Source organism: Variovorax sp. GW821-FHT10C12 (assembly GCF_059415405.1).
The window spans coordinates 1,929,766-1,941,147 of sequence record NZ_JBWKNE010000001.1 but is presented as its reverse complement, the minus strand read 5'-3'; the positions used below and the strand labels follow the sequence as shown (position 1 = coordinate 1,941,147).

Genomic DNA, 11,382 nt, shown 5'->3' with positions numbered 1-11,382 from the left:
GAGCATGGACTTGATCTTCTGGCGTCACGCCGAAGCCGAGGACTGGACCGAAGGATGTGACGACATGCAGCGCTCGCTCACGCCGCGCGGCGAAAAACAGGCCAAGCGCATGGCCTCCTGGCTTGATCGGCAACTGCCCGACGGCACACGCATCGTGTGCAGCCCGGCGCGCCGCTGCGAGCAGACAGCCCTGGCGCTGGGTCGCAAGTACAAGGTGCGTTCCGAGCTGTCGCCCGACACCACCCCCGACGCACTGCTGGCCGCCACGGGCTGGCCCAACGGCAAGTCGGTGGTGCTGGTGATCGGTCACCAGCCCTCGCTGGGGCAGGCGATCTCGCTGCTGCTCGGCCTGAAGCAGGACAGCTGCCCGGTGCGCAAGGGCTCGCTGTGGTGGATCCGCACCCGCGAGCGCGACGGCGACGTGCAGACCGTCGTGGTGACGGTGCAGGCGCCCGAACTTCTCTAGCTGCCGTCCTTCCCCGCGGACACCCTGCCTGACGCTTGCGAACAGGCGCTTTGTCACGGTCGCGGGCAGACGCGGCAGGGCGCTTGTCTCCCGGAAAAAGGGGCGAAGCACTCATGCGCGCGCGCGGCGCAATTTCTACAGTGTGATTCCACGGCAGCGTGCTTTTGACGCCGATGCGGGAAAGAAGCGGTGCCGGTCGACCACATCACTGGGGAAGACGCATGAAACCGCTCAACACACTGCCAGGAAGCTTCGTGAACATGCTGCGTGCAGACGCGGACGTGCGGTTGAAGGCGCTGATTTTTCTGCTTGTTGCCGCAGCCCTGCTGTCGGGGTGCGCGACGAACACCGCCGCGCCGGTGCCGCCGACCCGCCACGATGTCGCCCGTTCGATCGAGAAGATCGAGCTCATCTACAACCAGGAAGACCAACTGATCGTCACGGATGGTGGCGGGTCGGGGCTGACGGGCTTCGCAGGGTTTCTGGGGCCCGTCGCTGCGCTGGTGGCCATCTCCGTCGATACCAACAGCCGGCTGACGATGGCCGCCCGGACCGACCAGCGCAGCAAGGAGTTCACGGCCGCAGTGAAGAACAGCGGTGTGACCATGGGGCTCAACAGGCAGTTCGCAGAGCGACTGGCGGCGCGCCTGCGGGACAGTGGCCGCGAGGTGAAGCTGACGCCTTTCTTCCGCGCGACCGGAGAGCACGCGCAGATGCAGGTGCAGGAACTCCAGCCGACGCCCGGCTACAGCACATTGATCTTGCGGATCACGACGTCCTATGGCGCGGCCGATGCGACATCGAGCTTCAAGCCGTACGTCTGGGTCGAACAGTTGCTGAGGGACGAGAAGCAGTCCGTCGTGGGCCAGACGTTGCAGGTCGCCGACCTGAGCGAGCCGACCTATCTCCTGTACGACGGCCTGCTCAAGGACACCGCAGGCGCTCGCGAAGGGCTGAAGCGCGGGCTTGACCAGATCGTGCAGCCGGCCTATGTCAGCCTGTTCGGGGAAGACGAGCCGCGCAAGGCCAGCGCTGCGGCAGTCACGCAGACGGCCGGCATCGACACGAAGTGAAACGGCTCAGGCGCCGCTGAGTTCCACGCGCCAGTTTCCGGTCTTTTGCCAGGCCAGCACTTCCTCGCGCAGGAGGTGTGCCGACTGCGGGTACATCTCGGCCCAGTCGGGTGCGCAGGCGATCGTGAAGGCCCTGGCACCGAGTGCCGCGAGGTTCAGCGCCTGCGGCTCGGGGTCGCGGCGCGCGTGGCACAGGATCACCGCCAGGCGCAGCGCCAGCAGCTGCATCACGAAGGTCTCGTCGTCCAGCGAGGCTTCGAGCTTGCGCAGCTTGCCGCGCTGGCCCAGCACCAGCTGGCCGAGGGCGTGCAGTTCGTTCACTGCAAAGCCCGGGGCGTCGGTGTTGTCGAGGATGTAGGCGCCGTGCTTGTGGTAGTCGCTGTGCGAGACCAGCGCGCCGATCTCGTGCAGCTGCGCGGCCCAGCCGAGCTTGCGCAGCGCGCGCCCGGCGCGGCTCGAGGTGCTGCCGCCGCGGGCGGCGGGGGCGAGCTGCACGAACAGTGCGGCGGCCGCGTCGCTCACGCGCTTGGCCTGGGCCGGGTCGACCGCGAAGCGGGTGGCGAGCCGCGCCACGGTGGCGCTGCGCATGTCGGCCACGCTCTCGTCGCGTTCGAGCAATTCGTACAGCACGCCGTGGCGCAGGGCGCCCTGGGCGACCTTCATTTCCTGGATGTCGAGCAGATCGAACACCGCGCGCAGCACGCTCAGGCCGCCGCCGATCACGGCCTTGCGGTCTTCGCGCATGCCGTCGATGCGCAGCTTGTCGATGCTGCCGGCCTTGAGCAGGCGGTCGAGCAGCCAGTCGAGGCCCTCGCGCGTGACAAGGCCGGCTTCGCCGCCGGCCGCCGCGAGCACGTCGCCCACCGCACCGATGGTGCCGGAGGCGCCATAGGCCACGTCCCACTGGTCGCGGGTGTAGCTGGAGAGCGCGTCGTCCAGCACGGCCTTGGCCGCCACTTCGGCGGCGCGGAAGGCGGGGGCGGTGAACTGGCCCTCGCCGAAATGCTTCATCGACCAGGCGACGCTGCCCACGCGGTACGACTCCATGCGCTCGGCTTCGAGGGCGTGGCCGATGATCATTTCAGTGGAGCGCCCGCCGATGTCGATGACGAGCCGGCGTTCCTGGTCGGACGCGTCGGTGTGCGGCAGGTGGTGTGCCACGCCCTGGTAGATCAGGCGGGCTTCTTCCCGGCCAGGGATCACGTCGATGCCGAAGCCCAGGATGGTGCGCGCACGCAACAGAAATTCTTCGCGGTTGCGCGCTTCGCGCAAGGTCTGGGTGGCCACGGCGCGCACCTGCGAGCGCTTGAAGCCGGCCAGCCGTTCGCCGAAGCGGGCGAGGGCGTCCCAGCCGCGCTGCATGGCTTCGGTCGTGAGGTTGCGGGCGCTGTCCAGGCCGTTGCCCTGGCGCACGGTTTCCTTGAGGTACTCGGTGCGGTGGATCTGTCCGTGGTCGACCTGGCCGATTTCCAGCCTGAAGCTGTTCGAGCCGAGATCGACCGCTGCGAGGCGGGTGCCGTTTTGCATGTTGTAGTGAAGAGGGCGGTTCTCTGATCGTAGCGCCGTGACAGCAGGCGCCGCCTCCCTGGATCGCGTCACGGCGAGGGCTGGAGGTTAGGCGGGACGAATGACGGTTGTGTGACAGCGTCACACACAACATGGGTGGCGCAGCGGCATTTTCCCTCGACAGAAGGGGTGTCACATCGATGTCACAAAAGCTTTTTAGAGTCCGTTCGAGCCCCCAAAGGGACTACTTCTTACTTCTCAAGGAAGCTTTATGAAAACGACGTTCAAATTTGCAACCGCCGGCCTCGTGACCGCGCTGTTCTCCATTTCCGCCTTCGCCCAAGACGTGACCGGCGCCGGCGCCAGCTTCCCCGCACCGCTGTACGCCAAGTGGGCCTCCGATTTCAACAAGGCCACCGGCGTCAAGATCAACTACCAGTCGGTCGGCTCGGGTGCCGGCCTCAAGCAGATCGAAGCCAAGACCGTCGATTTCGGCGCTTCGGACGCTCCCCTGAAGGACGACGAACTGCAAGCCAAGGGCCTGATGCAGTTCCCCACCGTCATCGGCGGCGTGATCCCCGTGGTCAACATCCCCGGCATCAAGCCGGGCGAGCTGAAGCTCAACGGCCAGGTGCTGGGCGACATCTACCTGGGCAAGATCACCAAGTGGAACGACCCCGCCATCAAGGCTCTGAACGCGTCGCTGGCCCTGCCTGACGCTGCCATCGCCCCGGTTCGCCGCGCCGACGGTTCGGGCACCAGCTTCCTGTTCACCAACTACCTGAGCAAGGTCAACGCCGAGTGGAAGTCGAAGGTCGGCGAAGGCACGGCCGTGAACTGGCCTACCGGTGCGGGCGGCAAGGGCAACGAAGGCGTCGCTGCTTTCGTGAACCGCCTGCCCAACTCGATCGGCTACGTCGAGTACGCCTACGTCAAGCAGAACAAGATGACCTACGCCCAACTGCAGAACGCAGCGGGCACGTTCGTGTCGCCTGACGACAGCGCCTTCAAGGCCGCTGCCGCCGGTGCCGACTGGAACAAGAGCTTCTACCAGGTGCTGACCAACCAGGCCGGCAAGGATTCGTGGCCCATCACCGGCGCCACCTTCATCCTGATGCACAAGGTGCAGGACAAGCCCGCCAGCGCCACCACCGTGCTGAAGTTCTTCGACTGGGCCTACAAGGGCGGCGACAAGACGGCCGACGAGCTGGACTACGTGCCGATGCCCGACGCCGTGAAGGCCACCATCGCCAAGGCATGGGGTGAAGTGAAGGACGCATCGGGCAAGCCGGTCGCGTTCAAGTAAGAAGCAACCCTTCATCCACCCTCCAGGACGGCGCGCCCATGAGCAACTCTTCGCTCCAGGACGCGCCGCTTTCGTCTTTGCCGGAGCGACCCGTGTCATCCACCCTCCCTGCTGCCGCCTCCCTCGACCTTGCGGCCGAGCGCGCGCGCACCTCTGCCGCTCCTCCGCCGCCCGTGAAGGCGCCCCGTTCCGGCCCCATGGCCGACCGCATCTTCGGTTGGGCCGCCAAGGGCGCCGCGCTGCTGACGCTCGCGATGCTGATCGGCATCCTGCTGTCGCTGATCGTCGGCGCCTGGCCCGCCATTTCGAAGTACGGCCTCGGCTTCCTCACGAGCAGCGTGTGGGACCCGGTGAAGGACGAGTACGGCGGCCTCGTGATGATCTACGGCACGCTGGCCACTTCGTTCATAGCGCTGCTGATCGCCGTGCCGGTGAGCTTCGGCATCGCGCTGTTCCTGACCGAACTCTCGCCCAACTGGCTCAAGCGCCCGTTGGGCACTGCCATTGAACTGCTGGCTGCCGTGCCGTCCATCGTGTACGGCATGTGGGGCCTGCTGGTCTTCGGCCCCATTCTTTCGACCTGGGTGCAGCAGCCGCTGCAGAAGCTGCTGGCCGGCGTGCCGTACCTCGGTGCCCTGGTGTCCGGCCCGCCCGTGGGCATCGGCATTTTGTCGGCCGGCATCATCCTGGCGATCATGATCATTCCGTTCATCGCCTCGGTGATGCGCGACGTGTTCGAGGTGACGCCGGCGCTGCTCAAGGAGTCGGCCTACGGCCTGGGCTCCACCACCTGGGAAGTCGTCTCCAAGGTCGTGCTGCCCTACACCAAGGCCGGCGTGATCGGCGGCATCATGCTCGGCCTGGGCCGCGCACTGGGCGAGACCATGGCCGTCACGTTCGTGATCGGCAACATGAACCAGCTCAACTCCCTGTCGGTGTTCGAGGCTGCCAACAGCATCACCTCGGCACTGGCCAATGAATTCGCCGAAGCCGGCGCGGGCCTGCACCAGGCCGCGCTGATGTACCTCGGCCTCGTGCTGTTCTTCATCACCTTCGTCGTGCTGTCGCTCTCGAAGATGCTGCTGGCCCAGATGAAGAAGAGCGAAGGAACCAAGTCGTGAGCACTGCGCAAAACCTGATCAACGCCAAGACTTTGGCCGAAACGCGCCAGGCGCGGTTCGCCGCGCGCAACCGCGTCAACAAGATCGCGCTCACGCTGTCGCTCGCCGCGATGGCGTTCGGCGTGTTCTGGCTGGTGTGGATCCTGTGGGAAACGCTGCGCCAGGGCATCGGCGGCCTGGCGCTCGCCACCTTCACCGAGATGACGCCGCCGCCGAACGAGGCGGGCGGCATCGCCAACGCCATCTTCGGCTCGTTCGTGATGGTGATGCTGGCGACCTTCGTGGGCACGCCCATCGGCATCATGGCCGGCATCTACCTGGCCGAGTACAACCCCAAGGGCCTGCTGGCCTCGATCACGCGCTTCGTCAACGACATCCTGCTGTCGGCGCCGTCGATCGTGATCGGCCTGTTCGTCTATGCCGTGGTGGTGGCCTACTTCAAGACCTTCTCGGGCCTGGCCGGCGCACTGTCGCTGGCGCTCATCGTGATTCCGGTGGTGATCCGCACCACCGAGAACATGCTGCAGCTGGTGCCGCCGGGCCTGCGTGAAGCGGCCTACGCCCTGGGCACGCCGAAGTGGAAGGTCATTCTGAGCATCACGCTGCGCGCCGCGCGCGCCGGTGTGGTCACGGGCGTGCTGCTGGCCGTGGCCCGCATCGCCGGCGAAACCGCGCCGCTGCTCTTCACCGCGCTGAACAACCAGTTCTGGACCGCCGACGTGAGCCAGCCGATGGCCAGCCTGCCGGTCACGATCTTCAAGTTCGCCATGAGCCCGTACGAGAACTGGCAACAACTGGCCTGGGCCGGCGTGTTCCTGATCACTGTCGCCGTGCTTGCCCTCAACATCCTGGCGCGCGTGCTGACGCGCAACAAACACTAAATCAAGAAGGCGCCAACATGCCAAACACCGTCGCACAACAACAACCGTCGCGCTCGAAGATCTCGGTCAAGGACCTGAACTTCTACTACGGCAAGTTCCACGCGCTCAAGGGCATCAACCTCGAGATCCCCGAGAACAAGGTCACGGCCTTCATCGGCCCGTCGGGCTGCGGCAAGTCGACCCTGCTGCGCACCTTCAACCGCATGTTCGAGCTGTACCCCGAGCAGCGCGCCGAAGGCACCATTGCCCTGGACGGCGAGAACCTGCTCACATCCAAGCAGGACGTGGCGCTGATCCGCGCCAAGGTCGGCATGGTGTTCCAGAAGCCCACGCCGTTCCCGATGTCGATCTACGACAACATCGCCTTCGGCGTGAAGCTGTTCGAGAACCTCTCGGCCAGCGAAATGGACGACCGCGTCGAATGGGCCCTGAAGAAGGCCGCCCTGTGGACCGAAGTGCGCGACAAGCTGCAGCAAAGCGGCTCGGGCCTCTCCGGCGGCCAGCAGCAGCGCCTGTGCATCGCACGCGGCATCGCGATCAAGCCTGAAGTGCTGCTGCTCGACGAACCCTGCTCCGCACTCGACCCGATCTCGACCGCGAAGATCGAAGAGTTGATCGCCGAGCTGAAAAACGAGTACACCGTGGTCATCGTGACCCACAACATGCAGCAAGCTGCCCGCTGCAGCGACTACACCGCCTACATGTACCTCGGCGACCTGATCGAGTTCGGTGCCACCGAACAGATGTTCTTCAAGCCGCAGCGCAAGGAGACCGAGGACTACATCACCGGCCGCTTCGGTTGAGTTGAAGTCAAAGGAAAACACCATGACCGAGAAACACCTTTCCAGCCAGTTCGACAGCGAACTCAATGGCGTCTCGTCGCGCGTGATGGAGCTCGGCGGCATGGTCGAGTCGCAGATCCACCAGGCCGTGTACGCCCTGCTGCAGTTCGACTCCGAAGCCGCCGACCGCGTGATGGAAACCGAGAACCGCGTCAACGCGATGGAGATCGAGATCGACCGCGAGCTGTCGTCGATCATCGCCCGTCGCCAGCCGACGGCGCGCGACCTGCGCCTGCTCATCGCCATCAGCAAGACCACCGCCAACCTGGAGCGCGTGGGCGACGAGGCCAACAAGATCGCACGCATGGTCAAGTCGATCATCGAAAGCGGATCGGCCCGCCAGCTGCCCACCACCGAGCTGCGCATTGCCGCCGACCTGGCCTCGAACCTGCTGCGCACCGCCCTGGACGCCTTCGCGCGCCTGGACACGGCCGCCGCACTGTCGATCCTGAAGGACGACGACCTCATCGACAAGGAGTTCGACGGCTTCGTGCGCAAGCTGGTCACCTACATGATGGAAGACCCGCGCACCATCTCCGCCAGCCTGGACCTGCTGTTCCTGGCCAAGGCCATCGAACGCATCGGCGACCACGCCAAGAACATCGCCGAGTTCATCATCTACATCGTCAAGGGCGCCGATGTGCGGCACACTTCGATGGAGGAAATCGAGTCGGCATTGCAGTGACGACCGTCGCCGCACAGACTCCCCATAACGCATGAAGAAACCAAGAGTCCTGATCGTCGAAGACGAATCCTCGATCGCCGAGCTGATCGCCGTCAACCTGCGCCACAACGGCTTCGAGCCGATCTGGTCCGAAGACGGTGCCGCGGCCCAGCGTGAAATCGACGCCTTCCTGCCGGACCTGATCCTGCTCGACTGGATGCTGCCGGGCCAGAGCGGCCTGCAGCTCGCGCGCCAATGGCGCAAAGACCCGCGCACCAAGGCCATCCCGATCCTGATGCTCACGGCGCGCGGCGACGAGCCCGACAAGGTCGCCGGCCTCGATGCCGGTGCCGACGACTACATCACCAAGCCGTTCTCCACCCAGGAAATGCTGGCGCGCATCCGCGCCGTGCTGCGCCGCCGCGCGCCCGAGGTGGTGACCGAGCGCGTCGAGATCGGCGAACTGGCCCTCGACACCTCCACCCACCGCGTCACGTGGCAGGGCGGGGCGCTGAAGGTCGGCCCGACCGAGTTCAAGCTGCTGGCCTACCTGATGCAGCACGCCGAGCGCGTGCACAGCCGCGCGCAGCTGCTCGACAAGGTGTGGGGCGATCACGTCTACATCGAGGAACGCACGGTCGACGTGCACGTCAAGCGCCTGCGCGAGTCGCTGGGTGCGGCTGCGCCGATGGTGGAAACCGTTCGCGGAGCAGGTTACCGGCTGACGGCCCAAGTCACGGTGTGAGCACCGCCGTGAGCCTCGGCGGCGGGCGCGGATAATCGCCCGCCATGCCTTTTCGTATTGCTACGTTTTTAATAGCGTCCCTCGTAATCGCGGCGGGCGCTGTCGGCCTTTTCGGCTGGAAGTACGGCTGGCTGGGCGCCTGGCTGGGCGCGGTGCTCTGGCTGGGCTTCGATGCCTGGCGCGCCGAACGCCTGCTGCGCGTGCTGCGCAACGACGCAGCCGGGCTGCCGTCGCGCGGTCCGGGCGTGTGGGGCGAGCTCTCGGAGCGCATCCGCAAGCTGCTGCGCGAGCGTGAACAGCAGACCCGACAGGCCGAAGACCGGCTGCAGGAGTTCCTGGCCGCGATCCAGGCTTCGCCCAACGGCGTGGTGCTGCTCGATGAGCAGGGCCGCATCGAGTGGTGCAACCAGACGGCGGCGGGGCAGTTCGGCATCGATGCCGAGCGCGACCTGCTGCAGCACCTGGCCAACCTCGTGCGCGATCCGGCGTTCGTGGCCTACCTGGCCTCGTGGAACTACAGCCGCGACGTCGTCATCGACGCGCCCGGCCTTGTGCATGCGCAGCATCGCGGCCACCCGGTGCGGCTGTCGGTGCAGGTGCATCCCTACGCCGGCAACCGGCGCATGCTGCTCACGCGCGACATCACGGCGCTGGAGCAGGCCGAGGCGATGCGGCGCGACTTCGTGGCCAACGTGTCGCACGAGATCCGCACGCCGCTCACGGTGCTGGCGGGTTTCGTCGAGACGCTGCAGAACCTGCCCCTGGATGCCGATGAACGCACGCGCTATCTGTCGCTGATGGGGCAGCAGTCGCACCGCATGGAAACGCTGGTGAACGACTTGCTGACGCTGTCGCGGCTGGAAGGCAGCGCGGCGCCGTCGGGCAACCAGTGGGTGCGCATGCGCGCGCTGCTGGCGCAGTGCGAAGACGAGGGGCGCGGCCTGTCGGGCCGGCTCACGCCGCAGGGGCACCGTCTCACGTTCACGTCCGAAGCCGAGTCCGAGCTGTCGGGCGCGCCGACCGAACTGCAGAGTGCGATGTCGAACCTCGTGAGCAATGCCATCCGCTACACGCCGGGCGGCGGCGAGGTGGTCGTGACCTGGCGGGTGCTGCCCGACGGGCGCGGCGAATACGCCGTGCGCGACACGGGCCCTGGCATTGCCGCCGAGCACATTCCGCGACTCACCGAGCGCTTCTATCGCATCGACCGCAGCCGGTCGCGCGAAACCGGCGGCACCGGGCTCGGGTTGGCGATCGTGAAGCACATTGCGCAGCGCCACGGCACCGAGTTGCGCATCGAAAGCACGGTGGGCAAGGGCAGTCGCTTCGCGCTGCTGTTCCCGGCGACGCGCGTGCGCGAAGCGCGCGTGATGAGCAAGTAAGCGAGCCGCGTGGCCTTCAGCGGGCCCGCGCCTTCATCGTCCATCGCAGCAGCGCCACGAACAACAGCGCGGTGAGCGCCAGCGCCGCGGCGCTCATGAGCCAGAACGCCAACGGCGACTGCATGGCCGGCCACGGTCCCAGGCCGCGGTAGGCCAGCAGGTAGCTGCCGCCCAGGCCCATGCCCCAGAGCATCGCGCAGTAGATGACCAGCGGCGCCAGCGTCACGCGGTAGCAGCGCAGCACGAAGACGCACAGCGTCTGGAACGCATCCGCGATGTGATACAGCGCCACCGTGACCAGCAGCGCCGAGGCCATCGCGATCACGGCGGGGTTGTCGGAATACACGTTGGCGAGCTGCGTGCGAAACGCGGCCATGGCGCCGGCATAGAGCAGGGCGAACAGGGCCGTGAGTTCGAAGCCCAGCCGGCACGCATGGCGTGCCTTGGCGGTGTCGCCCGCGCCGAGCCAGAAGCTCACGCGCGCACTGGTTGCGATGCCGAGCGACAGCGGCGTCATGTAGGCCACGGCCAGCAGGTTCGAGGCGATCTGGTGCGCGGCCGCCGCGGCAGTGCCCAGGCGCGCGATGAAGAGCGCCATCAGCGTGAACGACGTCACTTCGACCAGCACCGCGAGGCCGCCGGGCACGCCCAGCCGTGCGAACAGGCGGATCTGGCGCCAGTCGGGCGCCTCGATGCGCTCCCACAGCTGGTAGCCGCGGTAGAACGCGCCGTGGCGCAGCAGCCAGACCGCGCAGCCGAGCATGGCCCAGTTCACGCACAGCGTGGCCCAGGCGCAACCCACCAGCCCCATCGCCGGCAGGCCGGCACCGCCGAAAGTGAACCAGACCGACAGCGGCAGTTTCACGAGCAGCGAGGCCAGCTGCAGCCAGGTCACGAGCTTGGGCTTGCCCAGGCTTTGGTTCAGCGTGCTGAAGAGACGAAAGAGCAGGGCAGGCGCCAGCGCAAAGGCCAGCACTGCGAGGTAGGCCTCGACCTCGCCGCGCATGTCGGCGGGCACCTGGGTCCAGCGCAGCGCCGCGCCGGGCAGCAGCAGCACGGTCATGCCGACCACGACGGCGATGGCGGCGAGGTAGAGCGACTGGCGCACCGAGCGGCCGATCTCGCTGCCCCGGTTGGCGCCGTGCAGTTCGGCCCACACCGGCAGCAGTGCCTGCAGCACGCCCATCAGCGAGACATACACGCTGACGAAGATCGCGGCGCCCACCGACAGCGCGGCCAGCGCGCCTTCGGAGTAGCGGCCCGCGATGATGGTGTCGGCCACGCCGAAGGCCATCACGGCCAGCTGGCCGATCAGCACCGTGCCGGCGTGCCGTGCGATGAGTCCCCGTTCGCTGGTGGTGTTCTTCTGTGTGCTGTCGGTGCTGCTGCTCACGGG

11 protein-coding genes are annotated in these 11,382 nt (G+C 66.8%); 9 read left to right on the top strand and 2 right to left on the bottom strand.

What is annotated here, in order from left to right:
• The first annotated feature begins 4 nt into the window (after window positions 1-4).
• Window positions 5-466 (top strand): SixA phosphatase family protein, encoded by a 462-nt coding sequence (locus AC07OH_RS09195; protein WP_369632787.1) that lies wholly within the window; start codon window positions 5-7, stop codon window positions 464-466.
• A 221-nt stretch (window positions 467-687) separates the two neighbouring features.
• Window positions 688-1,539, top strand: a complete 852-nt coding sequence (locus tag AC07OH_RS09190) for a hypothetical protein (protein ID WP_489056606.1) — start codon at window positions 688-690, stop codon at window positions 1,537-1,539.
• A 6-nt stretch (window positions 1,540-1,545) separates the two neighbouring features.
• Here the strand turns inward: AC07OH_RS09190 and AC07OH_RS09185 are convergent, their stop codons facing one another.
• Complete coding sequence (locus AC07OH_RS09185) at window positions 1,546-3,066, bottom strand: Ppx/GppA phosphatase family protein (protein ID WP_495300367.1); 1,521 nt, start codon at window positions 3,064-3,066, stop codon at window positions 1,546-1,548.
• A 250-nt stretch (window positions 3,067-3,316) separates the two neighbouring features.
• On the opposite strand from AC07OH_RS09185, the gene pstS reads away from it, so the two are divergent.
• The 7 genes from pstS to phoR are packed head-to-tail and all read left to right on the top strand — an operon-like array spanning window position 3,317 to window position 9,986.
• Complete coding sequence (pstS, locus tag AC07OH_RS09180; protein WP_062473144.1) at window positions 3,317-4,351, top strand: phosphate ABC transporter substrate-binding protein PstS; 1,035 nt, start codon at window positions 3,317-3,319, stop codon at window positions 4,349-4,351.
• A gap of 38 nt (window positions 4,352-4,389) precedes the next feature.
• A complete protein-coding gene (gene pstC, locus AC07OH_RS09175) occupies window positions 4,390-5,472 on the top strand; it encodes a phosphate ABC transporter permease subunit PstC (protein ID WP_139140218.1) in 1,083 nt (360 codons plus the stop codon).
• Complete coding sequence (pstA, locus tag AC07OH_RS09170; protein ID WP_083259149.1) at window positions 5,469-6,353, top strand: phosphate ABC transporter permease PstA; 885 nt, start codon at window positions 5,469-5,471, stop codon at window positions 6,351-6,353. The genes pstC and pstA overlap by 4 nt, the downstream gene beginning before the upstream one ends.
• Window positions 6,354-6,370: 17 nt before the next feature.
• Window positions 6,371-7,156, top strand: a complete 786-nt coding sequence (gene pstB / locus AC07OH_RS09165) for a phosphate ABC transporter ATP-binding protein PstB (RefSeq protein ID WP_056580144.1) — start codon at window positions 6,371-6,373, stop codon at window positions 7,154-7,156.
• 22 nt (window positions 7,157-7,178) lie between these two features.
• Entirely contained in the window at window positions 7,179-7,880 is a 702-nt protein-coding gene (gene phoU / locus AC07OH_RS09160) for a phosphate signaling complex protein PhoU (protein ID WP_070060957.1), read from the top strand.
• A gap of 31 nt (window positions 7,881-7,911) precedes the next feature.
• On the top strand, window positions 7,912-8,604 hold the full coding sequence (phoB, locus tag AC07OH_RS09155) for a phosphate regulon transcriptional regulator PhoB (protein ID WP_007836652.1): 693 nt from the start codon (window positions 7,912-7,914) through the stop codon (window positions 8,602-8,604).
• A 44-nt stretch (window positions 8,605-8,648) separates the two neighbouring features.
• Window positions 8,649-9,986 (top strand): phosphate regulon sensor histidine kinase PhoR, encoded by a 1,338-nt coding sequence (gene phoR / locus AC07OH_RS09150; RefSeq protein WP_174254361.1) that lies wholly within the window; start codon window positions 8,649-8,651, stop codon window positions 9,984-9,986.
• Between the two features lie 16 nt (window positions 9,987-10,002).
• Here phoR and AC07OH_RS09145 read toward each other — a convergent pair whose 3' ends face one another.
• The gene (locus AC07OH_RS09145; RefSeq protein ID WP_495300366.1) at window positions 10,003-11,379 is read right to left on the bottom strand and encodes an MATE family efflux transporter; all 1,377 of its coding nucleotides are present in this window, start codon (window positions 11,377-11,379) and stop codon (window positions 10,003-10,005) included.
• Between the last annotated feature and the right edge of the window lie 3 nt (window positions 11,380-11,382).

Bases quoted from the DNA above. Each gene is read 5' to 3' on its own strand.
- AC07OH_RS09195 (WP_369632787.1), top strand. From the start codon at position 5: ATGGACTTGATCTTCTGGCGTCACGCCGAAGCCGAGGACTGGACCGAA.
- AC07OH_RS09190 (WP_489056606.1), top strand. From the start codon at position 688: ATGAAACCGCTCAACACACTGCCAGGAAGCTTCGTGAACATGCTGCGT.
- AC07OH_RS09185 (WP_495300367.1), bottom strand. From the start codon at position 3,066: ATGCAAAACGGCACCCGCCTCGCAGCGGTCGATCTCGGCTCGAACAGC.
- pstS (WP_062473144.1), top strand. From the start codon at position 3,317: ATGAAAACGACGTTCAAATTTGCAACCGCCGGCCTCGTGACCGCGCTG.
- pstC (WP_139140218.1), top strand. From the start codon at position 4,390: ATGAGCAACTCTTCGCTCCAGGACGCGCCGCTTTCGTCTTTGCCGGAG.
- pstB (WP_056580144.1), top strand. From the start codon at position 6,371: ATGCCAAACACCGTCGCACAACAACAACCGTCGCGCTCGAAGATCTCG.
- phoU (WP_070060957.1), top strand. From the start codon at position 7,179: ATGACCGAGAAACACCTTTCCAGCCAGTTCGACAGCGAACTCAATGGC.
- phoB (WP_007836652.1), top strand. From the start codon at position 7,912: ATGAAGAAACCAAGAGTCCTGATCGTCGAAGACGAATCCTCGATCGCC.
- phoR (WP_174254361.1), top strand. From the start codon at position 8,649: ATGCCTTTTCGTATTGCTACGTTTTTAATAGCGTCCCTCGTAATCGCG.